The organism is Streptomyces sp. NPDC107528 (assembly GCF_055639295.1).
In genome coordinates, this window is sequence record NZ_JBVKAV010000011.1 from 332675 (window position 1) to 357106 (window position 24432).

The following is a 24432-nucleotide window of genomic DNA, read 5'->3' on the forward strand; positions in this document are numbered from 1 at the left end:
CCTAGGGTGCCGAAGCCGCTCAGGGTGGAGCCGAAGCACGAGGCGGAGGCGGTGTTCACCGACGACCAGCTCGCGCGCATGGTCGTCGATTCCAGTGAGGCCGGACTGCTCTCGCCCGCCGACGGTGAGCCGCGGGGTGCCGTTCCGGCTGCTGCGGGCGCCGGCGACGCGAGCGTCCCCTGTTCGGCCGGGCCCTTCTCACCCACTGGGCGGCCGGTGCCTCGGCTCGATGGTCTGCGACAGCTCTTGAGTGATCCGTTGCCATACCCGGCCCAGAGGCGCGACGGGCAGGTCGGCCGCGTCGACGCTGCGCGCGAGGGCCACCACCCGTGTCATCCGCTCCAGTTGCTCCCGGCAGGGGCGACAGGTGGAGACGTGCTGGTGGGCATGGGTCTCCTCAGTGAGCGTGGCGCTTCCCAGGGCCAACTCCACCAAGCGCGCGGACTCGAGGTGTGCCACCGTTTCCTCCGGTTCCCTTGCTGTGTCTCGTCGCCGATTCCGGCCGCACGCAGCGACACATCGCTTGGGGCCGTCTCAGGGCTGTGGAGGCTTGGCGGTGACGATGAGATTGGACTGGTAGCCACCCAGCGCGGGCCTGAACGGTGGCGCGCAGGTGATCAAGGTGAGGACCGGGGAGCCGGCCCTGCGGAACACGGAGGACGGGAGCTCGTCCTTGGGCACAGTCGAACGTGAGACGACACGGTACGTGGTGGGCTCTGCGCCGACGCGCTGCACTTCGACCCGGTCGCCGGGCCGTACCTCGTAGAGGGCCGCGAACTCGCCGAGGGCGCCGGTGTCGCTGTCCACGTGCCCGACGAGCACAGCCGATCCGTGGGCGCTCCCCGGGGCGGGGCCGAAGCGATACCACCCGGTCACCGTGGGATCGCCGGGTATGGAGAGGGCGCCATGTTCATCCACGCCGACCGGACGGACCGCCGCGTCGATTCCGACGCCGGGAACCTGCACTCGTTGCGGCGGCGGGTCGTGACGCGAGCGTTCGGGCCGGTGTTCGGGGTCGTCGGCAGGCCGTGTCGGTGCGGCTGCCTGAACCGGCGAGGGCGCGGCGGGTCCGAAGTCGGCAGGACGGGAGGCCGGACCCGACGGTGACGGTTGCAGGATGAGTACTGCTGTCAGCGCGGTAGCCGTCACCGCCAGGCCGGTCAGCCGTCGAGCGGCGTCAGTCACGCCGGCCGGCGACTCGGCGGGCCGCAAAGACGCCCGCCGCTGTCACTGACGCTGCGCCGACGGCAGCCCAAGCCAGCCACTCGTTGGAGGAGTTGACGGCGAGGGCGGCGCCGTTGCCGCCCGCGTGGACGGCATTGGGGGCCGATTCCATGCCGGTGAACGTCTGGGTCTTCAGCGCCAGGTTCTTGTCGTCGGCGCTGCCCCAGGCGTAGACGACATTGCTGGTGCCCTCCTTGAGGTTCAGGTCGGCCGGGCCGATGGCGACGGTGTCCGTGCCGGCGAGCACCACATCCGCGGAGATCGTGCCGGCGTCGACATCGGCGGTGGCCTCCTTGGGATTTGCGAGGTCCTTGAAGACCGGTTGTCCGTCGGCACGCACGTCCACGGTGGGTGCGGCGGCGACGTGACGTACGGTCAGCCGCGCCTCGCCGGCGGGGACGCCCGACACGTCGTTGACGAAAGCTGTCAGCTGCGGCTGTCCGCCGGCGGAGAGATGGGCGGCTACGGTGGCGTTCGCTCCAGCGGGTACCTCGACCTTCTTCTCGATGGCCGGTGTGCCGTCGGGGCCCTGGCCGGCTTCGAAGACCTGGATGTTGTAGGTGCCCGCGTCAAGGGGCTGGGGGGTGGTGACGGTGCCGGGTTTGAAGTCGCTGAGGAGCTCGTCGCCGTTGGCGTAGACGTCGACCGTCAGCCCGGGAACGCCATGGAAGACGGACACCATGGCCTTGTCGTCGGTGCTGGCGGCGTCAGCCGCCAGGGCCGGTGCGGTGACGCCGAGCGCCAGGGCGCAAGTACCGGCCGTGGCGGCGATGGCGAGGGGGAGCCGGGAGGTCATGGGGATCATCCCTTCGGGGAGTGGGTCCGCCGAGTGCGGGGACTCATCCGTGGTTCCTGCGCCGGCGCCGAGACGGATGCGGGCGGAGCCGTTTCGGCGACCCGTCTGGTGCGTGCGGTCCGTCGGCCTCATGCCTGCGGTCCGTCGGCGCGGCTCTGTTCCAGTGCCCCGTGCAGACGGTGCAGACCGCGGCGGGCGTGGCTCTTCACGGTGCCCAGGGGCATGCCGGTCCGCTCGGCGATCTGGGCGTGGGTCAGGTCGTCGTAGAAGGCCAGACACAACACCTGTCGTTGGGTCTGGGGCAGCCGTGACAGTTCGTCCACCAGCAGGACACGGTCCACGACGTCGTCAGGTGACCGTCCGTCGGGCAGCGGCGTTCCGGCTTTGTGGGCCGATGCGTCGATCAGGGTCAGGCGCCTAGTCCTGGCCGCCAGCGCGTCGACGATCTTGCGGCGGGTGATGCCGACGAGCCAGGCGCCCAGAGGGCCGCGCTCCGGCTGGAATCCGGCCCGCCCGCGCCACGCGCCGATGAAAACCTGCTGGGTGACGTCCTCGGCCTCGTAGGAGTCGCCCAGCGATCGGGTGGCCATGGTGTGGACGAGAGCGCCCCAGCGCCGGTAGATCGCGGCGAATGCGTCCTCGTCGGCGGCTTTCAGACCGCGGGCGAGTTCGTCCTCGTAAACGGGCTCCTCCGGTGGCGGCGCGCCGATGGGTGACGCGAGGGAGGTGGCTGATCGCGTCTTCGTGCTCATGACCCGGTTCCTCCTGCCGTTCGTCATGTGCCAGGGGTCGGGCAAGCCGTCCAGCGAGTCGCACGGGTCGCCGTGCGTGCCGTGGTGCCCGGCGCGTGCCTGCCAGTCTTGGAGGCAGAAACGACGCAAGCAACATGCGTCGTTTGTGCGTCGTACACTGCGAATGTGAGCAGCAGCGACGACGCGGACCCGGGGCGCGCGGCCGGACTGACGACCGGCGAGGTGGCCAGGCGGCTCGGGGTGGCGCCCACCACGATCCGCTCGTGGGACCGCCGCTACGGCCTGGGTCCCGACGCCCACACAGGCGGCAGGCATCGCCGCTGGAGATCCGCGGACGTGGCCCGGCTGGAGCGCATGTGCGCGTTGACGGCGACCGGGCTGCCCCCCGCCGAAGCCGCGCGCCTGGCGCGTGAGGAAGAGCCGCTGCGCGATGATGCGCCGCTGAAGGGCGACGAGCTCCGGCGGCGTGTCGCCCCGCCGCCACGACCGGCGGCCCGCGGGCACAGCCAAGCAGGCAGCGGCCTGCGCCTGGGAAGCGTGCGTCAGGAGTGCAAGGGAGTTGCCCGTGCGGCGCTGCGCCTCGACGCCACCGCTCTGCAGCAGCTGCTGGCGGACACGATCGAGGAGCACGGCCTGGTCGCCGCATGGACAGAGGTGATCATGCCGACGCTGCAGGCGGTCGGCCGCAAGTGGGAGAGCTCGGGCGAGCGATACGTCGAGGTCGAACACTTCCTGTCGTGGCATGTCTCCGGTGCCCTGAGGCGCAGTGCACCGCCCGACGTGGCCGACCGGCCGGACGCCGTCACGTTGCTGGCCTGTGTGCCGGGGGAGAACCACACGCTGCCGCTGGAGGTGCTCGCCGCCGCACTGGCCGAGCGTGGCGTCCCGGTGCGCATGTTCGGCGGAGCCGTGCCCGCCGAGTCACTGGTGGCGGCGGTGCGCAGGACCGGACCGTCCGCAGTGTGCCTCTGGGCTCAGTCGCGTACGACCGCCAGCTGGCCGCTGGCTCACTACGTGTCCGGCATGGAGTGGGGGATGCGCGGTGCCCGCAGGAGGCCGGCGGTTCTGACGCTCGGGCCCGGCTGGGCCGGCCGTACCGTGCCCGGTCTGTTGCCGCGCCCGACAGGGCTGGCGGAGGCCGTGGCGGCGGTGGAGTCCCTCATGCCGGGGTGAAGTGCACATCTGTGGGCGGGCTGGAGTGGGGGCGCACCGGATCGCAGCGAGGTTGACGCCGCGGTGAGCAGGTGCGGTCTGCGTGCATCCAGGAGCGGTCGGCGAACGGAAGACACGGCATGGAAGAAGTCAGGGTTCCTGTCCATGGCCTGACGTCCGCGACGACACTCACCGTCCGGAGCGAGGCGTGAACATCGACGGCGCGCGGGTGCTGGTGGCCGGCGCCACCGGTGTCCTCGGCAGCGCCCTTACGGCAGAACTGGCCGCCCGGGGAGCCCGTCCGGCTCTCGCCGGACGCGACGCGACCCGGCTGGCTCGGACGGCTCGCGCCTACCCAGGGGCTCCGACGGCAGAGTTCGACGCGTACGACCCGTCGTCCTGCACACGTGCGGTGCACGCCGTCGCCGCCGAGCTCGGAGGCCTCGACGCCATAGTGACAGCCTTCGGCGCCGTGGGGTTCGGCACCTCTCGCGAGGTGGACGACGCGGTCGCCGAGCATCTGATGGCAGTCAACTTCCTTGCCCCCGCCGCATTCTTCCGTACCGCGCTCCAAGTCCTCCCGCGCCACTCGGTGATCGCCGCCATCACCGGAGTGGTGGCCGAGCACCCGCAGCCACGGATGGCCGACTACAGCGCTTCGAAGGCGGCACTGAGCGCTTGGCTCGCTGCCGCGCGACGCGAGACGCGGGGCACCGGCGTCCAGGTGCTGGACGTGCGGCCGGGCCATCTGGACACCGGTTTCGCCGACCGGCCCGTGGCCGGAACAGCCCCGCCCTTGCCCCCGGGAGGCGACCCCGGCCACCTCGTCAAGGCGGTCGTCGACGCGATGGAGACGGACGCCGAACTCGTGCGCACGACTCCCGGGGAAGCGCCCGTCGTCGAGCGGCGGGCCAGGTGAGCGGGCACCCCAGTCTTCCCGATCAGAGGTCCGACGTGGTCATCGTGGGCGGCGGGGCGTCCGGTCTTTGCCTCGCCCAGCAACTGACGGCGACCACCACCCGCTCCGTCACCGTTGTGGAGCCGCCTGACGGACCGGCACGGCCTCCTGAACGCACTTGGTGCTTCTGGGAAGAAGGGCCGAGTGCCTACGAGGGAGCCATCAGCGCCACCTGGTGCCGCCTGCGAGTCCGCGGCGCGGACGGCAGTGGGCTCACCCTCGATCCGGCTCCGCAGCGCTACCGCATGCTGCGATCGACGCAGTTCGAGCAGCTCGTACACGCCAGGCTGGCCGCGCATCCCGGCGCGACCGTCCTGCGTGCGACCGCCGGCGCCGTACGGGACACCGCCGACGGGGCTGCCGTCAGCTGCGTGGCACCCGACGGCCGGACGCTGACGCTGCGCGCCCGCCACGTCTTCGACTCCCGCCCCCCGCACGTCCTGCCGCCGGCCCGCACCAGCCTGGTGCAGCACTTCCGTGGCTGGTTCGTGCGCACCGCCGCGGAGCGGTTCGACCCCGCGGTCGCGGACCTCATGGACTTCCGGGTACCGCAGCCACGCCACGGCCTTGCCTTCGGCTATGTGCTGCCCCTCGCGCCCGACCGGGCCCTCATCGAGTACACCGAGTTCTCCCGTGTCCCGCTCGCCACCACTGCGTACGAGGCGGCGCTCGGCCACTACTGCCGAGAGGTCCTCCGCCTGGGCGCGTTCACCGTGGAGGCGGCGGAGCAAGGCGCCATCCCCATGACGGACGCACGCTTCCCGCGTCGGATCGGCTCCGCTGTCTTCCGTATCGGCACGGCCGGCGGCGCGACCCGACCCGCAACCGGCTACACCTTCGCCGCCGCGCAGCGCCAGAGCCGGGCCATCGCCGCCGCCCTGGACGCGGGGCGCCCTCTCGTGCCCCCGCCCCACGGACGCCGGGCGCTGGCCATGGATGCGGTACTCCTGCGGGCCTTGGACACCGGGCGGATCGACGGCCCCGCCTTCTTCACCGGCCTGTTCAGCCGGATTCCCACGGAGCGGCTGCTGCGTTTCCTGGACGGGGCGACCACGCTGCGGGAGGAGTGGGGCATCGGACTGCGCACCCCCCTCGGCCCGATGCTGCGCACCGCCGTCGAACTTCCCTTTCTGCCCCGCTACTTCAGTCCCGCATCACGATCCGCGGAGAGCGCCTCATGACACTGCTGCGCGATGACGACCTGGCACGCGCCTTCGACCACGCGTCCCACACCTACGACCGTCTCACGGCGCTCAACCCCGGATACCGCACCGAACTCCTGCGCTCTGCGCGCCGACTGCGTCTGCCCGACGACGGTGACGGTCTGCACGTACTCGATCTGGGCTGCGGCACCGGCGCCTCCACCCGGGCCCTGCTGCGCGCCGCGCCACGAGCACGCGTCACCGCGGTCGACGCCTCGTCCGGGATGCTGCAACGCGCGCTGGCCAAGCCGTGGCCCGCGAACGTGCGCTTCCGCCACCTGACCGCCGAGGACGTGGCGACGGCCGGCGAAGGGCACTTCGACGCGGTCTTCGCGGCCTACCTGTTCCGCAACGTCACCGATCCCGACGAGGTCATGCAAGCACTCAGGAGCCTGCTGCGACCGGGCGGGCGCCTGGCCGTCCACGAGTACAGCCTCAGCGGCTCGCGCGTCGACCGCGCCGTGTGGAGTGCCGTGTGCCGAGGGGTGATCCTCCCCGCGGGCACACTCACCGGGGACGCCACCCTGTACCGCCATCTGTGCCGCAGTGTCCGCGCCTTCGACACCGCACCCGCCTTCACCGACCGGCTGACCCGCAACGGGTTCACGGACGCGCGCGCCGTCCGGGTCGCCGGGTGGCAGACCGGCATCGTGCACACCTTCCTCGCCCGCAACGGCCGTGCCGCGCACGCGGAGCCGGCCCCGTGACGGGCATGCGACGCGCCGACGCCCGCAGGGGACGGGACCGCAAGGCCGAGCGGCTGATGCCCGCACCCGGGCGGGACCGGTTCGAGCGCGGGGACGAGCCGTCCGTCGCCGTGATCGGCGGCGGTATCGCGGGTCTCGCTGCGGCAACCCTGCTGGCCGAACGGAGTGCCCGCGTCACCCTCTACGAACGGGAGGAGTCCCTCGGCGGCCGTCTCGCCGGGCACCGCACCCGCCTTGCGGACGGCTCCGTCGTGACCATGAGCCGCGGCTTCCACGCGTTCTTCCGGCAGTACTACAACCTGCGCGGTCTGCTGAGGCGCACCGATCCCGCCCTCGCGAGGCTCAGCGCCCTGCCCGACTACCCCCTGCGGCACAGCGGCGGCCTGACCGACAGCTTCGCCCGCGTTCCACGAACACCTCCCTTCAGCGCCCTCGGATTCGTCGCGCTCAGCCCCACGTTCGGCTGGCGTGACCTCGCCGCCATGGACGCCCGGGCGGCGCTACCGCTGCTCGATGTGCGCGTGCCCGAGGTGTACGACCGCTTCGACCACGTCGGCGCGACGGAGTTCCTGGAAGGCGTCCGCTTCCCGCGGGCCGCGCATCACCTGGCGTTCGAGGTGTTCTCGCGCAGCTTCTTCGCCGACCCGCGTGAGCTGTCCGCCGCTGAACTGCTGCTGATGTTCCACATCTACTTCCTCGGCTCGGCCGAGGGCCTGCTCTTCGACGTGCCGAACGAGCCCTTTCCAAAAGCGCTCTGGGACCCACTGGCCGAGTATCTCCTGCGCCTCGGAGCCGTCGTCCGCACCGGCACCCCCGTCGACGCCGTCCACCCGCGCGACGGCGGGGGAGCCACGGTGCGGACCGGCACCGCTGCCACCGCTCACGACGCGGTGGTGCTCGCCCTCGACACCGCGGGCCTGCGCCAGGTTGTGGGCGCATCCCCTGCCCTGGGCACCGCCCCCTGGCGGGACAACATCGCCGCCCTGCGCAGCGCCCCGCCGTTCCTCGTCTCCCGGATCTGGCTGGACCGGCCCGTCCGCGCCGACCGACCGGGATTCCTCGGCACCAGCGGCTACGGCGGCCTGGACAACGTCAGCGTCCTGAACCGATACGAGGGCGAGGCCGCCCGCTGGGCCGCCCAAAACGGGGGAGCGGTGGTGGAGCTGCACGCCTACGCCGTCGCCGATGCGCAACGGGGCCGGGTGGAGGAGCGGCTCGTGGAGCAACTCCGTGAGGTGTACCCGGAGACCTGCGAGGCGCACATCATCGACGCCCGGCACGAATGGCGCTCCGACTGCCCGCTCTTCCCCGTCGCCTCCCATCAGCAGCGCCCCACGGTGCGTACGCCGCACCCCTGGCTGACGCTGGCCGGTGACGCGATCCGCTGCGACCTGCCCGTCGCGCTGATGGAACGAGCGGCCACCACCGGCTTCCTGGCCGCCAACGCGCTGCTCGCTCGCCGGGGCGTACGGGGACAGGCGCTGTGGACGGTGCCCCGGGCCGGCCGCTCCCCGGTGCTGCGCGCACTCGGCGGCCTGGCGGCACGTTGAACCGCGCCCAGCATGCTCACCGCCGCACCGCCGAAGGACTCAGCCCGGGAACCGGCCCGTGCTGCGCAGCGCCCAGCGCCGTTCGGCGTAGGCCAAATCGTCCCGCCACAGCCGGCCGGCCGTACGGCGCATGAGCGGGCGCAGAGCCGGGGCCGCGGCCCGTGCTAGCGCGAACCCTCTGCGGTCGGAGGCGGCGACGATCGCCTCGACCACGGCGGTCCGCGGCTGCCCGTCCCCCTCACCGGTCAGCGGCGTGGCATGGGTCTCCACGACGGAGGTGGCGCCCTCGCCCTCGGTGATGCGCATGACGACCGTGCGCGGCTCGGGTGCCGTGAACTCGGCGCGGACCGGCACCACCAGAGCGCCCGTCACCCGGAAGGAGACGTCGACGACGAACGCATCGTCACCGCCTCCACCTGGCGTGCTGGCGACGGTCAGGTCGACGAACGAGTACGGGTGGAACCACGAGCCGTGCCAGGGGTCGAGCCGGTTGGCGACCACGTCCTGCGGCTCGCATCGCCCCACCGCCGTGAACACGGCGTCCAGCCCGTGGCCCGTCGCGGGACGCACCGGCACCACCGGCATGTCCAACGGCTCCTCGCCACCGATCTCGTCCAGCCGTACCCACAGGAGAACTCCGTCGTCGTGGACGGGGTAGGGCTCCCAGCCGGCGAACGCAGCGCCGTCCAGGGCCAGTCCATGCCAGTGGCACACCAGCGTGCCGCACACCACGCGGCTGTCCCGCAGGGGTGCCCCGAGGTGCGGGCAGGCGCCGGGACCCGCGTGCACCAGACCCGTGTCCGAGCGCCACAGCACGATTTCGACACCGCCCACTGTTCTGCCGTGGGGACGCTCGCCGGCCCTCACATCTCGGGAGGCGCCCACGACGAACCAGTTGCCGGAGGGACGCGCCGAGGCCGTCTTGAGCGCGCCGGCGATCAAGCTCGGCCGGGCGTCCTGCCAGGTGGGGGCCTGCGTCGCCCAGTCCGGTGTGCGGCGGCGCCGCAGCGCTGGTGTCCAGCGGGGCTTGTGGGATCGCTCGGTCATCCTGCCTGCCCTTTCCGCTGAAGTGCGGGGCTACGCGCTGTCAGGGCCGGGCTCGTGCCGCGGGCGCGCCATCGGGCCTCGACGACGCGCGCGGCTCCGGACGCGGCCGTGGCCGCACGGCGCCCGCGAGGTACCACCGCGCGGGTGTGCAGGACGGCGTAGTCCTGTTCGGCGATCGCGTCGAGAATGCCGCCGTACAGGGTGAACGCGGTGCGGATGCAGGGCCGTACGCGCGGGTCGAGCATGGCGATTCCGGGTTCCGCCGCCCGGTACACGCCGCGGGTCATGACCTCGACGGCGACGAGGGCGGCACGGATCCGCCGGTCCTGACAGCCGGTGCGGCGGCTCCACTCCAGCAGCGGCCGGTCCACGCCGTGGGCGGTGAGCAGGTCGGCCGGCAGGTAGACGCGGCCCCGGTCCAGGTCCTCGCCGACGTCGCGCAGGAAATTGGTGAGCTGGAAGGCGACTCCGAGGGCCGCCGCGTGAGGTGCGGCCTCCTCGCGGGGTACGACGGTGCCCAGCACCGGCAGCATCTGCAGTCCGATCGCTGCCGCTGATCCGTGCATGTAGGTGCGCAGGTCGGCGTAGGTCGGATAGTCCGTGACGGTCAGGTCGGCCCGCATCGAGGCAAGGAACTCCGAGAACAGACTGTGCGCGATGTCGTAGCGTGCGGCCGTGTCGGCCACGGCCCGGACCACGGGCTCGCCCGCACCGCCGGTGTGCAGTTGGTGCGCGAGGTCGCTCTCCAGGCGGCCCAGCATCCGGTCGCGTTCGTCGGGTGTGCGGTCCCGGTCGACGTCGTCCACGATGTCGTCCGCCCAGCGGGCGAAGCCGTACAAGGCATGCACCGCGGAGCGTCGTTCCACCGGCAGCAGGCGCGTGGCCAGGAAGTAGGTGCGGCCGTGGCGGGCGTTGAGCAGCCGGCACCGGGTGTAGGCGGCACGCAGCGCGGGATCAGTGATGCCGGCGGCGTCCAGTTCACGACGTGTCATCAGGAACCTTCCGCGGTCGGGGCGGATGGAGCGCCGACGGCCGACGGGGCCGGCCGGGCAGGGCGGATGGCGTGGGTGACGCGGCCCGCGATGACCCCGGTGATGCGGGCGGCGGCGAGTTTGCCGCTGATGAGCACCGTCGGCACGCCGACCCCGGGAGTGGTGCCGCAGCCGGCCAGCACGGCGTTGTCCACGCCGCGTACCAGGTTGCGCGGCCGGAAGGGGCCCGTCTGGGCGAAGGTGTGGGAGACCGAGAAGGGACTGCCCGCCGCGTGACCCCGAGCCGCCCAGTCCAGCGGAGTCACCAACAGCTCCTCCTGGATGCTGTCCGCGAAACCGCCCATGCCGCGCCGTTCCAACTCGGCCACCAGACTGTCGCGGTAGCGCGGGCCGAGGTCTCGCCAGTCGGCGGCGGAGGGCCCGACGGAGGTGTTCGGGCAAGGGGCGAGCACGTAGTGCAGATGCCGGCCGGCCGGTGCGAGGGTGGGGTCGTGGGTCGTTGGGCGGGTGATGAGCAGGGAAGGGTCGCGCATCAGCGTTCCCGAGCGGGTCAGTTCCCTGAACGTGCTCTCCCAGGCGCTGCCGAAGGAGAGGGTGTGGTGGGCCAGGCCGGGCCAGGTGCGGTCGGTCCCGGCGTGCAGGACCACCGCGGACGGTGAGTGACGCAGTGGAACGGGGCGCCGGGGAGCGCGCCCCAGCAACTGGTGGGCGGTGGACAGCTCGCAGGTCAGTACGACCGCGTCGCAGGCAATCCGCTCGCCCGAGGCGAGGCGCACGGCACGCACCCGGCCGCCCGGCCGTTCCAGTGCCCTGACCTCGGCCGACCACCGCAGGTCGCCTCCGGCTTCGGCGATCGCGTCGGCCATCGCGCGGGGCAGCGCGTGCATGCCGCCCTTGGGGAACCAGACACCGGCCACGGTGTCCATGTAGGCGATCACGGCGTAGGCCGCGAGAGCTCGGGCGGGGGCGACGCCGGCGTACAGGGCCTGGAAGGAGAAGACCCGGCGCAGCCGCGCGTCGGCCAGGAAGCGGCCGACGCGCCGGTCGAGCCGACCGAAGCCGCCGAGAGCCGCCAGCCGGGCCAGGTCGGCGTTCAGGAGCTGGAGCGGCGAGTCGAAGTTGGCGTCGATGAAGCGCCGCATCTGGGCCTGGTAGAGGCGCTCCAGCCAGTCCCGCAGGTCGCGGTAACCGGCTGCCTCGGCGGATCCGGCGAAGCGCCGCACCTCCGTCTCCATCGCCGCGCCGTCGGTGTGGACGTCCAGCGACGTCCCGTCCGCGAAGCACGCCCGATAGGCCGGATGCAGTGCCACCAGCTCGACACGCCGGGCGAGGCTGTCACCGACCGCCGCGAAGGCCTCGTCGGCCAGGTGCGGCATGGTCAACACCGTGGGACCGGTGTCCAGTTCGTAGCCGCCGAGGCGCGTCCGGCCGGCCCGGCCGCCCGGGCCTGCCTCCCGCTCGACGAGCGTGACCCGGCGGCCTGCGCCGAGCAGATGGAGGGCGCAGGCGAGGCCGGACAGACCGGCGCCCACCACCACGACATGGTCGGTCGGTCCCGCTACCGTCCTCACGCGTGCTCCTCGGCGCGGTCCAGGGCGACGCCTGCCGCCCGTTCGAGCAGCGAGGCGAACTCCCGCCGTACGTGGGCTGCCGCGCCGGTCTGCTCGAAGTGCCGCAGACTCATGGTCGCCAACTCGGCGATCTTCGACTCCGTGACGACCCGAGCCCCGGTCCGCTCCAGTGCCGCACGCATGCGCTCGACGGCGAGCTGCGACCGGTGGGCCGTGCCAGGGGCAAGCGCTTCGACGGCCGCGTCGTCCCCGGAGGCGTCCGCGAGCTCGACCGCGACGGCGAGGAGGTAGGTGAGCTTGCGCGACCGCAGGTCGTCGTCGACCGGTTTGCCGGTCAGCGAGGGGTCGCCGAAGGCGCCGAGGAGGTCGTCGCGGAGCTGGAAGGCCAGCCCCGCACACCGTCCGGCGGATCGCAGGGCGCCGAGGACACGCGGGTCGGCTCCGGCCAGTGACGCGCCCAGGGTCAGGGGCCGCTCGACCGTGTACCGGGCGCTCTTGAGCGTGGCGACGCTCAGCGCCTCGGCCGCATCGGACGAGCCGGTTGCCTGCGCGTACAGGTCGCGGTACTGCCCGGCGACCATCTCGCCGCGCATGGCCCGCCACTCGGCGTACAGGCGCGAACCGTGCGGTGAGCGCAGCGCCGTTTCCGTCAGCAGGTCGTCGGCCCAGGTCAGCGCGAGATCGCCGGCGAGTATGGCGGCGCAGGCCCCGAACGACCCGGAGGATCCGGTCGCCCGTGCGGCCCTGTGCAGGCGCGCCAGTTCGACGTGCACCGCCGGGCCGCCGCGACGCAGCGGTGATCCGTCCATCACGTCGTCGTGTATGAGGGCGCACGCCTGCAGAAGCTCAAGGGCGGCCCCTGTGCGCATGAGGGCCCTGGTGTCGCCCGAACCACCGGCGGCACACCATCCGCACCACACGAACGCGGTACGCAGCCGCTTCCCGCCCCGCCGAATCAGCCCGGCGACCCGTTCGGCCACATCCCTGGCGAACACCGGGTCCACCTCGCGGGCCTGGCACAGCCGCGCGTCGAGGACCTGCTCCAGGAGTGCTTCGACGCTTCTGGTCGCGTCGAGGGCCGTCGCGGGGGAGTCGACGAGTCCGGCCGGTTCGGCCACCGTCGGCCTCAGTCCAAGCATGCGCGGCCCCTTTCACTCTCCGTCACCTGCACGCGAGTACTTCTGCCGTGGCGACGGATGTGGATGCGCCGGGTTCTTCTCTGCGGGAAAACTCTGCCCGGGGGTCGATCACTCACGGGCCGTGCGCACCTAGGGAGCGGTGTCGCCGCGCGACCGTTCCTGACGCCGAATTTCGTCGAGGTCGGCCAGGCGGTCCAGACCGCGCACGGCCTGGGCCATGCGGTGGTTGTGCTCCAGCCGGGAACGGTGCCGGTCGAGGAAGGCCCAGTAGCCCGCCGTGTAGGGGCAGGCGTGTGCGCCCGTACGGTCGCCGGGACGGTAGGCGCACGGCCCGCACAGGTCGCTCATCCGGTTCACGTATGCACCACCGGACGTGTACGGCTTCGTGGTCATGCGCCCGCCGTCGGCGTACTGCGACAGGCCGACGACGTTGGGCACCATCACCCAGTCGTAGCCGTCGACGAAGCACCGGTGGAACCAGTCCGTGACCGCGGCCGGATCCCAGCCGCGCTGAAGGGCATAACTGCCGAGGATCATCAGCCGCGGGATGTGATGGGTCCAGCCCGTGTCGCGTACCTGGGACAAGACCGTGCGCAGGCAGTGCGCACGTACGTCGTCCGCGTCCAGGTCGTTCCACCAGCCGGGCAGGGCGGCGGTGTGGTGCAGCGTGTTGGAGTGCCGGTAGTTCTCGCCGAAGTGCCAGTACAACTGCCACACGTACTCCCGCCAGCCGGCGATCTGCCGGACGAAGCCCTCCACACTGTTCAGCGGAGCCCGTCCTTCGCGCCACGCCGACTCCGCCTGCTCCACGCATTCGGCGGGATCGAGCAGGCCGAGATTGAGCGAGGACGACAGCAGGCTGTGACTCATGACGGGGTCGGCGGTGAGCATGGCGTCCTCGTACGGCCCGAACGTGCCGAGCCGGCGTTCCACGAACCGTCGCAGGGCTGCCCGGGCCTCGGTGCGGGTCGCGGGAAACAGGCGTGGCCCGTCCCGGCCGACGAAGGCGACGTCGCCGTCCTTCTCCCAGCGGTCGAGGTCGTGGCGGACCTCGTCGTCGATGTCGTCCTCGCGAGGGCGGTAGGGACGGTCGACCGGCAGGACGGTGGCGTCGCGGGGCGGAGGCTGCCGGTTGTCGTGATCGAGGTTCCACCGGCCTCCGGCAGGCTGGTCGCCGTCCATCAGCAGGTCATGTTCGCGCCGGACCCAGTGGTAGAAGCTCTCCTGACGCAGACTCTTGCCGCCCTGTGCGTCCGCCCATCCGGCGAAGGCGTCCATCGGCACCAGGAACCCGCGCGCCGGCCCCATTCTGACGTGCGACAGCGAGCGCACCAGCCGTACGGCGGCGTGAGAGGTGGGGTGGTGCACGGTCAGCGGGTCGTTGCCCGCCGATCGGGCAAGTCCTTCCCGGTAGGTGTCGCAGCGGACGTAGGTGACCCGGTCGCCGAGTTCTGCCGCCCGGTGACGCATCGCGGAGAGGACCAGGTGGGCCTTGGCCCGGTGAAAGCGCCGGCGCCGGAACACCGACCGGGCCTCGATCATCAGCAGCGGCGAATCACGGCCGAGGCCGCTGTCCTCGGACGCACGCAGGAAGTGCGGACCGAGCTGATCGCCGAAGAGCCAGTGCATGAGGCGCTCCCGCCGTCAGTCCCGGCCGCGCGCGCGTTTGAACCGTGCCAGTCCGTCCCCGAGATCGATCAGCCGCTGCGGATAATCCACCCGCGCCCGTTCGTCCTCAGGCATTCGCCAGGGCTCATGGATGCGGGCGTCCGCCACGTCCCGCACTTCCGGCACCCAACGGCGCACGTAGCCTCCTCCCGCGTCGAAGCGTTTGCCCTGGACCACCGGATTGAGGACGCGGTGGGGACGGGTGTCGGTGCCGGTTCCGGCGACCCATTGCCAGTTGAGCTGGTTGTTGACGACGTCGCCGTCCACCAGCAGATCCAGGAAGTGACGGGCGCCGATCCGCCAGTCCACGTACAGAGTCTTGGTCAGGAAACTCGCCACCAGCAGACGCGCCCGATTGTGCATCCAGCCCTCGTGGCGCAGCTGGCGCATGGCCGCGTCGACGATCGGGTAGCCGGTGCGGCCGTCCCGCCACGCGGCGATGTCCTCGGCCGCCTCCTTCTCGGTCCGCCATTCGTCGTTGCGGGTCCGGTAGTCCCGGCTGGAGGCGTCGGGGCGCGCTGCCAGAACCTGATGGTGGAAATCGCGCCAGCACAGCTGCCGTACGAACGCGTCCGCCCCCGCCCCGCCGCGTTCGCGGGCCCGCTGGACGAGTTCCACGGGGGAGAGGGCACCGAAGTGCAGGTAGGGCGACAGTCTGGAGGTCGCGTCGCCCGCCAGATCGTCGTGCCGGTCCGCGTACTCGGACAACTCCTCGCGAGCCCACCGGTTGAACCGGTCGCGGCCCGCCGCCTCCCCTCCGGTGGGCAGACCCGGCGAGATGCCGGACAGCTCTTCGCGGGAGGGCAGCGGCTCGCCCTGCACCGCCTCAGGGACGTGCACGGTGAGTGGCGCCGGACAGATGTCCCTGAGCCGCTCATGGGACCACTTGCGGAAGTACGGGGTGAACACGGCGAAGTGATCGGAGCCGGCCGGTGTCACAGCACCGGGTGCGACGGCCGTGATCACCGTGTCGTGTACGTGCAGTGCCATGCCCTGAGCGCGCAGACCGTCCCGAAGCTGCTCCTCCCGCCGGTGGGCGTATCCGGTGACGCCTGCGGCCATGTGCACCTCGGCCGCCTCGCACTCCGCGGCGACCGAGCAGACCTCCTGAACGACTGGTCCCTTGCGCACGACAAGCCTGCCGCCGCGTCGGCGCAGCGAGGCGTCGAGGTCGGTGAGGCAGTCGGCGAGGAAGGCGCTGCGGTTGGGCACGTCGAAGCCGGCCGCGTGCACCCCCGGATCACGGACGAACAGCGGCACCACCTCATCGGCCGCCGCGAGGGCCGCGCGCAACGGCGGATGATCATGCAGACGCAGGTCCGAGGTGAACAGGACGACCGCGACGGTCATGGCGATGCTCCTGACAATGCGATCCGGTGTTGAGTGTCACTGCCCGCTTCTTCCGTCGCGCCGCGCAGTACGGATGCGGTCCGGGTGAGAGGTTGCCCGCCGCGCGCTCATGCCCTTGGCGGCTGCTTGGGTGATGTTGCAGGCCATACCCCCGAAGACGACCGCGTGGAACGGAGACACGGACCATCAATAGGCGTGCCCGAGCAGCCCGCGGGGGTGGAACAAGGCGCGCTGCCGGTAGCGGGTGCGGCCCGCTTCTTCCGTCGCCGCGTACATCTCCATCCATGCCAGGCCCGGGAGCCGCATCTCGGCCCGCAGCCGCAGCAGCGGGCCCGGGTCGATCTCCTCGACCCGCCAGAAGTCCAGTGAGTCGCCCACCCGCAGGCGTTCGGCGTCGCGTCGTCCGCGCCGCAGGCCGACCCCGCCGACGAACCGGTCCAGCCAGCCCCGGACCGCCCAGGCCAGGGGGAAGGAATACCAGCCGTTGTCGCCGCCGATGCCCTCGATCACCTTCCACAGTGATTCCCCGGACGCGTCGAGAGTGAGCTGCCTTTCGTCCAGGTAGAGGCTGCCGCCTGCCCAGTCCGGATCGGTGGGCAGCGGGTCGCTGGGCGCCCCGGGTACGGCGGCGGACGACCAGCGCGTGACGACTTGCGCCTCCCGCACCCTGCGCAGCGCCAGCGCCAACGCCTCATCGAAGGGCAGGGGCCGGCCGACAAGGTCGGGCACGTACCGGACGATGTCGTGCTCCTCGCATACGACCTCATGACGCAGCGACTCCGTCAGGGGCCTGGCGATGGAGGCGGGCACCGGTGTGACCAGGCCGACCCAATGACTGGTCAGCCTCGGGGTGAGCACCGGCACCGGCACGACGAGCCGCCGCCGCAGCCCCGCGACGACGGCGTAGCGGCGCATCATCTCCCGGTACGTCAGCACGTCCGGCCCTCCGACGTCGAAGGCCCGGTCGACGTCGTCCGGCATGGATGCCGAAGCGATCAGGTACCGCAGCACGTCCCGTACGCCGATCGGCTGAGTGCGGGTGTGAACCCAGCTGGGAGTGCCCATGAGCGGAAGTCGCTCGGTCAGATAGCGCAGCATCTCGAACGACGCCGAGCCCGAGCCGATGACGACGGCCGCCCGCAGCACGGTGGCGGGCACAGGCGCGTCGAGGAAGATACGTCCCACCTCGGCCCGCGAGCGCAGATGGGGAGAGAGCGACCGTTCGGGAACGTCATGCGGGGTGAGCCCCCCCAGGTACACGATCCGCCGCACCCCCAGGGCGTGCGCCTGCTCGGCGAAGGTGCGGACCGCCGCGCGGTCGGTGTCCTCGAACCACGACCGGACCCGAGAGCGTGCACCAGGTAGTACGCGACGTCGATGCCGCGCATGGCGGAGGCTACGGAACCCTGGTCCGTGACATCGGCCTGAACCGTTTCGACGTCCACTGCCCAGGGGTGGTCGCGGAGCTTGCCGGGGGAGCGGGCCAGACACCTGACTCGGTGGCCTCCCCGCAGCAGTTCAGGGACCAAACGCCCGCCGATGTACCCGGAGGCCCCGGTGACCAGGCAATTCAGCGGCTTCACGGTCGGCTGTCCGGATGTCTCCACCATCGACTCCTCCTCGACCCGGGCCTACTGCGATGGCACTCAAGCGTCGTAACCAAGCGCCGGCGCCGTGGCGTTGCCCGTGGCCCGTCCCGAAGGCCCGACCCATCACCACCTCCATGCGCCTCCTGAGAGAGGGGCGGACGCCGTCCCTCACATGACCACTTCGCACGCGGCGCCGTCGACGGATGCACGACACTGCCGGCCGGGCGTTCAACCGGGCGAAGTATGGGCACCCGCCGCTTGGTCGGCGCGCCCTCCGGCACCGAGCAGCCCCGTGGCCGTGAACGGCTCATGGGCGGCCAGACGTGGCAGTTCACGTCGCGACAGCATCGTGACGACCGGCGGCATCGCCGCCCGCACCAGTTGGGTGCAGCGCAGCCAGCCGGGCACGTAAACCGACGGTCGGCGCCGCTCGACCGCGGTGACCAGCCGTCCGGCGACGTATGCGACGGGATACACCTTGCGTGCCGGCGGCGGCATGTGGCCGCGCAACTCCCGCAGCACCGCGTGCGCGTCCGCGTCGCGGACCATGTCCGTGTCCGTCCAGTTGATGTAGGCGATTCCCACGCCCACGTGCTGATGGGCGACTTCCGCCTGCAGCGCGTGGGCGAACGACTCGACTCCCGCCTTCGACGCGCAGTAGGCGCTCATCATGGGCGAGGCCCCGATGGACGCGAGCGATGCGACTTGGAGAAAGTAGCCCCGTGTCTTCAGCAGGTCCGCCAGGAAAGTCCGCGCGGTGACGGCACTGCCGATCAGGTTCACCTCGACCACCCGACGCCAGGTCGAGAGATCAGCCTCGGCGAACGGGCCGCCCTCGGCCAGCCCCGCGTTGGCGACCACCACCGAGGTGGGGCCGAACCGCGCACGGATCTCGTCAGCGGCACGAGCCATCCCGTGCTCGTCGGTGACATCGACCTCCCAGCACTCGGACACGCCCGGAAGTGCGTCCCTCACCTGGGCAAGGGTCCGCTCCTCACGGCCGAGCAGCGCCACCCTCGCGCCCCGGCGGCTCAGCTCCTGGGCCATCGCTTCCCCGAGGCCGCGCGCGGCGCCGGTGACGACGGCGGTCCGACCTTGCAGCGGGCTCCGACTGACCGGCATGGAACGACTCCTCTCCGCGGCGGCGCCGACCCGGCCCACGCTAGACGCGGGCCGGGCCGACAGCACGCCGGCCACCACTACGCAGGGTGCCTCGCCTGTGCCTCATCAGGTCCGTGCCCGCGTCGCGCCAGGGCGCTGGGCCACCACGCCCGGCGCCCGATGTCGATGACCAGCGCGGGTACCAGCAGTGAGTGGACCACGAGGGTGTCCAGGAGAACGCCGAAGGCGACGATGAATGCGATCTTGACCAGGAACGCCGGCGGAATCACCATCAGGGCCGCGAAGGTCGCGGCGAGCACCACACCTGCGGACGTGATCACTCCGCCGGTGGTGGTCAGCCCGCGCAGCACCCCCTGCCGACTGCCGTGCACGAGGGCCTCCTCCCGCACCCGGGACATCAGGAAGATGTTGTAGTCGACGCCGAGCGCCACCAGGAAGACGAAGCCGTACAACGGAACCGACGCGTCCGTGCCACTGAATCCGAGGAGGTGCTCGAAGACGAGCGCCGACACCCCGAGGGTCGCCAGGAAGTTGAGCGCGACGGTCGCGACCAGCAGTACGGGCACGAGCATGGAGCGCAGCAGCAGCATCAGGATCAGCAGGATGATGGCGAGCACGACCGGCACGATGACCGTCCGGTTCCGGGCTGCGGTCTGCTGGGTGTCGTACTGCTGCGCCGTGTATCCGCCGACCAGCGCGCCGGCCCCGGAGACCGCGTGCACGTTCTCGCGCAGCCGCTCGACCGTCCCCTTCGCCGCGTCGCTGGTGAGGGGAAAGACACTTCTCGGGCGTGATTACCGAGGGCCGGACCGAGAGCACGCGTGAGGAAGCCGAGCTGGTCGGCCAGCGCGCGCTGCTGCCAAGGGCCCTGGTAGACGTCGAAGTAACCGAGGGTACTCGCGCAGGTGCGCCCACCGACCGGCCTCACTGGCGGTACGACGCCCAGCGCCGGGCGGTGCGACCAGGTCCTCGGTGCCGACCTGGAGCAGGACCGGGCAGCAGATCGCGGCGCACGACCGCTGGCCCTTCGAACAGACCGAATCTCGGCTCGCCGCAGTCATGCGCGACCTCCACACCCAGTGCCGCGCCACGGCCGAGGCATACGGTGGGGACCCCGACGACTCTGTCCTCGGCGCCAATGTGGCCGGGTTCCTCAGGGTGACGAAGGCCATGATGGAGCAGGGCGTCATTCGAGCAGGACGCTGCCGCGGTAGGCGGCGTACGACCGGATGCCGAATCGAAAGGTGTGAAGACACGGACATGCCAGCCACGGGATACACAGCGGTCGAGTACGGCGGCGTCAGCGTGCTCGTCGGCCCACGACAGGGTGCCTATCCGTACGGCAACTCACTGCTCGTACGTGGCACGAGCACAGCCCTGGTCGTGGATCCGTCGCTGTCGCTCGTCGAGGCCGCGCCGCCTGCGGACCTGGTCCTCGTCAGCCACGCGCACGAGGACCACATCGCCGGTCTCGGCAGCTACGACGTACCCGTCCACATCCATCGCGGCGACCTCGACGCGCTGCGCTCCCGCGCGGCGCTGGTCGCCGGGTACGGCCTTCCGCCCGGTGACGTGGAGGAGGTCGACCGGACGATGCGCGACCAGTTCCACGTCCACGGACGTGCGGATGCGAAGGCATTCGACGACGGCACGGTGTTCGACCTGGGTGGGCGCACGGTGACGGTCGTACACCTCCCCGGCCACACCGAAGGCCACAGCGGCTTCCTGGTCGAGCCGGACGGTTTCCTGTTCATCGCCGACATCGACCTGACGTCGTTCGGCCCGTACTACGGCGATGTCGGCAGCGATCTCCCCGACTACGAGGCCTCCATGCGCCGTTGCCGTGACATCGATGCCCGCTGGTACGGCACCTCCCACCAGAAGGGCGTGATCGAGGGCCCCGCGGAGTTCCGCCACCGGCTCGACGTCTTCGCCGCTGTCGTCCAGAAGCGGGAGGCAGCGCTCCTGGACTTCCTCAGCGAGCCACGCACGGTCGAGGAAATCGTCGACCACCGCCTGGTCTACCGACCCCACGTCGAAGGCCCACACGTGCGGCCGGTCGAGCGCAGAACCGCCGTACAGCACCTGGACCGACTGGCGAGCCTGGGGCGAGTCGAGCAGGTGGAGCAGGGGGGATTCCGTGCGAGATAGCGGAGCGTGACCGCCAGCGAGTTGCGGGACTTGGTCGGCTCCCAACGGAATGGGGACGGCGCCACCGCCGTCGTACGCGCCTACCGCCGTCGTATGCACCTACCGCCGCACCTATCGGCCTCGCTCCCAACGGCTGACAAGGACGAGGAAAGAGCCCGGAACAGGAACCGAACAACCAGGCCACGGTCGGCATACCGGCGGGCTGAGGAACGACAGACGTGGCCTCGGCTGCGGTCGGCTGCGGCCGGGCGCACCCGAAGCGGTCCTCGGCGATGCTCGGGCGTGCCCTGGGTGAGCGGGCGCTGCGGCGTCGGACTCATTCAGCCGATCTGCGGTTGCGCCGGACCGAGGAGAAGAAGGACCAGGCGATCAGGACGACGCCGACGAGGCCCGTGATGACCTCGTGGATCTCGTACCGGATGGTGACGAGCAGGATCACGGCCAGGGCGCCGATGGCGTAGTGCGCGCCGTGCTCCAGGTAGACGTAGTCGTCGAGGGTGCCCTGGCGGACGAGATAGACCGTGAGTGAGCGGACGTACATCGCGCCGATGCCGAGTCCGAGCGACATCAGGACGATGTCGTTGGTGATCGCGAAGGCGGCGATGACGCCGTCGAAGGAGAAGGACGCGTCCAGGACCTCCAGGTAGAGGAACATGAAGAACGCGGCCTTGCCGGCCATCGCGACCGCCGAGACCTTCTTGCCGCTCCTCCGGGCCTCTTCCTCGGCCTCGTGCTCGCGTTCCTCCTCTTCCTCGAGCTTGTTCTCGAAGTAGCCGGAGAGGCCGCCGACGATCAGGTAGGTGATCAAGCCCGCGATGCCGGCGATCAGGACGGTCTCGGCCTTGTCCGCATGGATGCCGCCGTGCTGGTGGGCGTTGGTGGCGAAGGTCATCGCGGAGACGAGCAGTACGACGAGCGCGATGCAGACGGAGAGCATGTCGACCTTGCCCAGCTTGGCGAGCGGGCGTTCCAGCCAGCCGAGCCACTTGATGTCCCGGTCCTCGAAGATGAAGTCGAGGAAGATCATCAACAGGAACATGCCACCGAAGGCGGCGATCGACGGGTGGGCGTCGGTCACCAACTGCTGGTACTTGTCCTTGTCGTCGAGCGCGAGCCGCACCGCTTCGATCGGGCCGATCTTGGCGCTGACGGCGACGATCACGACCGGGAAGACCAGGCGCATGCCGAAGACCGCGATCAGGACGCCGATGGTGAGGAAGATCTTCTGCCAGAAGGCATTCATCTTCTTCAGGATCCCGGCGTTGACCACGGCGTTGTCGAAGGACACCGAGATTTCGAGGATGGACAGGATCGCCACGATCCCGAAGCCGGTCCACCCCCCGTACAACACCGCCGCGACCAGACCGAGCGCGGTGACCGCGAACGACCAGCCGAACGTTTTCAGAAGCACTGGCTACCCAATCGTCTTGTACGGGGCTCCCCGCGCCGTACCTGGCTTTACGAATCATTGACCTACGTAAGTGAGGCCATCCTACGTAGAGGAGCTGCTCAACTACCGTCCCTGACTCGGGAGTTAGGCCGTGGACCGGCGCTGCGGAGGTGGTGTTCGACGAGTACGGCCTGCTCGACCGTGGACGTGTAGTGCAGGCCGGACCGAGGGAGGCGTGTCCCCAGGAGCCGCAATCGCGGCCGGCGTCGCATGTCCAGAGGGCCGTCTTGGCCGGCTTCTTCAGGAGGGCTCCGCGGCCCGCGTCGTCCTCGTGGATGTGCTTGATCTCGTCGCCCCCTGGTCCCCGACGAGACGGTACTGGACGTGATTTGAGTGCATGCCGTCGAGGCAGTGCTGGACCAGGCCGTCGGCCGCCGGCCGGCTCTTCGGAGCCGCCTCCCGCCGGAGGTTCTCGCCGCGCATCCTCACGCCCGCGAGGCCCTACCCCCCGCCGCAGACGGTGGCGCCGTCGGCAGTCTTAGTTCTGCCGCATACGCAGGCTCACGGACGTCTCCGTCCACAACGGGCAAGCCCTCAACACGCCGCGCATGCAAGGGAAATGCCCAGATCGCAGTCCTCCGCCACACGCTCTGGACGTCGTTCAGTGTCGAGCACCCAGCGCCGTCAGCGCCGCCACAGTCATCGCCGTGGTCGCCGACGGCAGGGCGAGGGGCAGGTGCGGGGCGAACTCGGGGGAGTGGTTGGCCGGGAGTGCCGCGAAGCGCTCCGCCGTGCCGCCCGCGCTCGCCGTCGCGGCCCACTGCCGCGGGCCCACCACACCGACCATCCAGTAGCCGAGCGGTACCCCCTGACATCCGTGGATCTCCCGCCCGGCATCGCCGTACAGACCGAAGTCCTCCGTCGCCATCGACGGCGGCCACGCGGCCACCCGCTCGGCGCCCAACGCTTCTCGGTGGGCGTCTCGGATCGCCGCAGTGAGCTTCTCGTCCGGGAGGGTCACCGGTGAGCGGGACACCATGGTGATCTCCGGTTCGCGCGGACAGCCGGACGCGGCTGCCTCGGCCCGGACGATCCGCTTGACCGCCGCCACGGCGCGGTCCAGCGCCGCCGGGGTGAGAGCCCGCACGGTGATGCCGAGTGCTGCGCTCTCCGGTACGACGTTGCTGTGCGTGCCGGCATGGAGCGAACCGACCGTGAGGGTCGTCTGCTCGGCCGGCGCGCTTTCGCGGGCAACGATGCCCTGCAAGCGCATCACGACCGCCGCGGCGGCCAGGACCGGGTCCACCGTCAGTTGCGGCGCGCCCGCGTGACCGCCGCGCCCGTGCAGGGTGACGTCGAGGCCGACGCTGCCCGCCAGCACCGGCTGCCCGTGCCCATGGGCCACCATTCCGCCCAGCAGCGGCGCCGTGTGCTGCGCGAGCACGGCGTCGGGGCGGCCGAAGCGGTCGTAGAGACCGTCCGCCAGCATCGCCCGCGCGCCCGTCAGGATCTCCTCCGCCGGCTGGCCCACGACCACCACCGTGCCCCGCCAGTGCGCACGCGCACGCGCCAGCAGCGTCGCCGCGCCGAGCGCCGCGGCGATGTGCAGGTCATGCCCGCAGGCGTGCATGTGGGGGCCGTCGGCTGCGTACGGCAGTCCGGTGCGTTCCCGGACCGGCAGTGCGTCGAGTTCGGCGCGCAGGTACACGCGCGGGCCCTCGCCGTTCGTGAGGACGCCGACCACACCGTGTCCGCCGATGCCGCGCGTCACGGTGAACCCCTCCGCCTGGAGCGCGTCCGCGAGACAGGCCGCAGTCCGGGTTTCGGCGCCGGAAGGTTCCGGGTGCTGGTGCAGGTCCATGGCGAAGGCGACGAGTGGGCGCAGCATGCTGTCCAACTGGCGCAGGACGGACTCGTGTCGGCCGGTGGGGGCGGTCGCGGTGGGGCTCATCCGGGCATGGTCCGGCGGACCGGCAGCCAACCGCCGTCACCTCGCTGGCAGGACGGTGGCAGATCACTCCCAGATCACTGACAGGTCGCTGTCACTTCGCTGACCGATCCCCGGCGCGGTG

General features: G+C 71.3%; 19 protein-coding genes and 3 pseudogenes. 7 read left to right on the forward strand and 15 right to left on the reverse strand.

Annotated features, from left to right (window positions below; translation table 11 throughout):
- Positions 1-198: 198 nt before the first annotated feature.
- The 4 genes from ACZ7L5_RS32845 to ACZ7L5_RS32860 form a co-directional block, all read right to left on the reverse strand.
- Positions 199-459, reverse strand: coding sequence for a hypothetical protein (locus ACZ7L5_RS32845; protein ID WP_471521552.1), 261 nt, complete (start codon positions 457-459; stop codon positions 199-201).
- Positions 460-534: 75 nt separating this feature from the next.
- Complete coding sequence (locus ACZ7L5_RS32850) at positions 535-1185, reverse strand: class F sortase (RefSeq protein ID WP_471521366.1); 651 nt, start codon at positions 1183-1185, stop codon at positions 535-537.
- Positions 1178-2020, reverse strand: coding sequence for a DUF4397 domain-containing protein (locus ACZ7L5_RS32855; RefSeq protein WP_471521367.1), 843 nt, complete (start codon positions 2018-2020; stop codon positions 1178-1180). Before ACZ7L5_RS32855 ends, ACZ7L5_RS32850 begins: the two co-directional genes overlap by 8 nt.
- A 128-nt stretch (positions 2021-2148) precedes the next feature.
- Positions 2149-2772 carry an RNA polymerase sigma factor gene (locus ACZ7L5_RS32860; RefSeq protein WP_471521369.1) on the reverse strand — a complete coding sequence of 208 codons (624 nt, stop codon included), beginning with the start codon at positions 2770-2772 and terminating at the stop codon, positions 2149-2151.
- 165 nt (positions 2773-2937) lie between these two features.
- Here ACZ7L5_RS32860 and ACZ7L5_RS32865 point away from each other — a divergent pair, with 165 nt between their 5' ends.
- The 5 genes from ACZ7L5_RS32865 to ACZ7L5_RS32885 all read left to right on the forward strand — a co-directional run bounded on the left by ACZ7L5_RS32865 (position 2938) and on the right by ACZ7L5_RS32885 (position 8341).
- Complete coding sequence (locus ACZ7L5_RS32865; protein ID WP_471521371.1) at positions 2938-3945, forward strand: MerR family transcriptional regulator; 1008 nt, start codon at positions 2938-2940, stop codon at positions 3943-3945.
- Positions 3946-4132: 187 nt separating this feature from the next.
- Complete coding sequence (locus ACZ7L5_RS32870) at positions 4133-4843, forward strand: SDR family NAD(P)-dependent oxidoreductase (protein ID WP_471521373.1); 711 nt, start codon at positions 4133-4135, stop codon at positions 4841-4843.
- A complete protein-coding gene (locus tag ACZ7L5_RS32875; protein WP_471521375.1) occupies positions 4840-6063 on the forward strand; it encodes a lycopene cyclase family protein in 1224 nt (407 codons plus the stop codon). The genes ACZ7L5_RS32870 and ACZ7L5_RS32875 overlap by 4 nt, the downstream gene beginning before the upstream one ends.
- On the forward strand, positions 6060-6791 hold the full coding sequence (locus ACZ7L5_RS32880; RefSeq protein WP_471521377.1) for a methyltransferase domain-containing protein: 732 nt from the start codon (positions 6060-6062) through the stop codon (positions 6789-6791). The genes ACZ7L5_RS32875 and ACZ7L5_RS32880 overlap by 4 nt, the downstream gene beginning before the upstream one ends.
- Before the next feature lie 5 nt (positions 6792-6796).
- Positions 6797-8341 carry an FAD-dependent oxidoreductase gene (locus ACZ7L5_RS32885; protein WP_471521538.1) on the forward strand — a complete coding sequence of 515 codons (1545 nt, stop codon included), beginning with the start codon at positions 6797-6799 and terminating at the stop codon, positions 8339-8341.
- A gap of 39 nt (positions 8342-8380) precedes the next feature.
- Here ACZ7L5_RS32885 and ACZ7L5_RS32890 read toward each other — a convergent pair whose 3' ends face one another.
- From ACZ7L5_RS32890 to ACZ7L5_RS32930, 9 genes and pseudogenes are all read right to left on the reverse strand, one after another.
- The gene (locus tag ACZ7L5_RS32890; protein ID WP_471521379.1) at positions 8381-9388 is read right to left on the reverse strand and encodes a DUF5914 domain-containing protein; all 1008 of its coding nucleotides are present in this window, start codon (positions 9386-9388) and stop codon (positions 8381-8383) included.
- A complete protein-coding gene (locus ACZ7L5_RS32895; RefSeq protein WP_471521381.1) occupies positions 9385-10380 on the reverse strand; it encodes a phytoene/squalene synthase family protein in 996 nt (331 codons plus the stop codon). Before ACZ7L5_RS32895 ends, ACZ7L5_RS32890 begins: the two co-directional genes overlap by 4 nt.
- Complete coding sequence (locus ACZ7L5_RS32900) at positions 10380-11951, reverse strand: phytoene desaturase (protein WP_471521383.1); 1572 nt, start codon at positions 11949-11951, stop codon at positions 10380-10382. The genes ACZ7L5_RS32895 and ACZ7L5_RS32900 overlap by 1 nt, the downstream gene beginning before the upstream one ends.
- Entirely contained in the window at positions 11948-13090 is a 1143-nt protein-coding gene (locus ACZ7L5_RS32905) for a polyprenyl synthetase family protein (RefSeq protein ID WP_471521385.1), read from the reverse strand. Before ACZ7L5_RS32905 ends, ACZ7L5_RS32900 begins: the two co-directional genes overlap by 4 nt.
- Before the next feature lie 129 nt (positions 13091-13219).
- Positions 13220-14719, reverse strand: coding sequence for a cryptochrome/photolyase family protein (locus ACZ7L5_RS32910; RefSeq protein WP_471521387.1), 1500 nt, complete (start codon positions 14717-14719; stop codon positions 13220-13222).
- A 15-nt stretch (positions 14720-14734) separates the two neighbouring features.
- A complete protein-coding gene (locus ACZ7L5_RS32915) occupies positions 14735-16108 on the reverse strand; it encodes a cryptochrome/photolyase family protein (RefSeq protein WP_471521389.1) in 1374 nt (457 codons plus the stop codon).
- Between the two features lie 36 nt (positions 16109-16144).
- Positions 16145-17718: pseudogene (locus ACZ7L5_RS32920) on the reverse strand (SDR family oxidoreductase).
- 207 nt (positions 17719-17925) lie between these two features.
- Complete coding sequence (locus tag ACZ7L5_RS32925; RefSeq protein ID WP_471521391.1) at positions 17926-18819, reverse strand: SDR family oxidoreductase; 894 nt, start codon at positions 18817-18819, stop codon at positions 17926-17928.
- A 77-nt stretch (positions 18820-18896) separates the two neighbouring features.
- A pseudogene (locus ACZ7L5_RS32930) lies at positions 18897-19583 on the reverse strand (MMPL family transporter); the annotation flags it as partial.
- A gap of 295 nt (positions 19584-19878) precedes the next feature.
- Between ACZ7L5_RS32930 and ACZ7L5_RS32935 the strand changes: the two are divergent.
- A pseudogene (locus ACZ7L5_RS32935) lies at positions 19879-19944 on the forward strand (hypothetical protein); the annotation flags it as partial.
- 135 nt (positions 19945-20079) lie between these two features.
- Entirely contained in the window at positions 20080-20970 is an 891-nt protein-coding gene (locus ACZ7L5_RS32940) for an MBL fold metallo-hydrolase (protein WP_471521540.1), read from the forward strand.
- A gap of 316 nt (positions 20971-21286) precedes the next feature.
- Here the strand turns inward: ACZ7L5_RS32940 and ACZ7L5_RS32945 are convergent, their stop codons facing one another.
- Together ACZ7L5_RS32945 and ACZ7L5_RS32950 are read right to left on the reverse strand one after the other, a co-directional pair.
- A complete protein-coding gene (locus ACZ7L5_RS32945) occupies positions 21287-22381 on the reverse strand; it encodes a DUF475 domain-containing protein (RefSeq protein ID WP_471521393.1) in 1095 nt (364 codons plus the stop codon).
- Positions 22382-23021: 640 nt separating this feature from the next.
- A complete protein-coding gene (locus tag ACZ7L5_RS32950) occupies positions 23022-24248 on the reverse strand; it encodes an amidohydrolase (RefSeq protein WP_471521542.1) in 1227 nt (408 codons plus the stop codon).
- Between the last annotated feature and the right edge of the window lie 184 nt (positions 24249-24432).

Excerpts from the sequence above, each read along its gene's own strand:
- ACZ7L5_RS32895 (WP_471521381.1), bottom strand. The coding sequence starts at position 10,380 with ATGACACGTCGTGAACTGGACGCCGCCGGCATCACTGATCCCGCGCTG.
- ACZ7L5_RS32885 (WP_471521538.1), top strand. The coding sequence starts at position 6,797 with ATGCGACGCGCCGACGCCCGCAGGGGACGGGACCGCAAGGCCGAGCGG.
- ACZ7L5_RS32890 (WP_471521379.1), bottom strand. The coding sequence starts at position 9,388 with ATGACCGAGCGATCCCACAAGCCCCGCTGGACACCAGCGCTGCGGCGC.
- ACZ7L5_RS32880 (WP_471521377.1), top strand. The coding sequence starts at position 6,060 with ATGACACTGCTGCGCGATGACGACCTGGCACGCGCCTTCGACCACGCG.
- ACZ7L5_RS32855 (WP_471521367.1), bottom strand. The coding sequence starts at position 2,020 with ATGACCTCCCGGCTCCCCCTCGCCATCGCCGCCACGGCCGGTACTTGC.
- ACZ7L5_RS32905 (WP_471521385.1), bottom strand. The coding sequence starts at position 13,090 with ATGCTTGGACTGAGGCCGACGGTGGCCGAACCGGCCGGACTCGTCGAC.
- ACZ7L5_RS32925 (WP_471521391.1), bottom strand. The coding sequence starts at position 18,819 with ATGCCGGTCAGTCGGAGCCCGCTGCAAGGTCGGACCGCCGTCGTCACC.
- ACZ7L5_RS32860 (WP_471521369.1), bottom strand. The coding sequence starts at position 2,772 with ATGAGCACGAAGACGCGATCAGCCACCTCCCTCGCGTCACCCATCGGC.
- ACZ7L5_RS32910 (WP_471521387.1), bottom strand. The coding sequence starts at position 14,719 with ATGCACTGGCTCTTCGGCGATCAGCTCGGTCCGCACTTCCTGCGTGCG.
- ACZ7L5_RS32940 (WP_471521540.1), top strand. The coding sequence starts at position 20,080 with ATGCCAGCCACGGGATACACAGCGGTCGAGTACGGCGGCGTCAGCGTG.
- ACZ7L5_RS32915 (WP_471521389.1), bottom strand. The coding sequence starts at position 16,108 with ATGACCGTCGCGGTCGTCCTGTTCACCTCGGACCTGCGTCTGCATGAT.
- ACZ7L5_RS32950 (WP_471521542.1), bottom strand. The coding sequence starts at position 24,248 with ATGCTGCGCCCACTCGTCGCCTTCGCCATGGACCTGCACCAGCACCCG.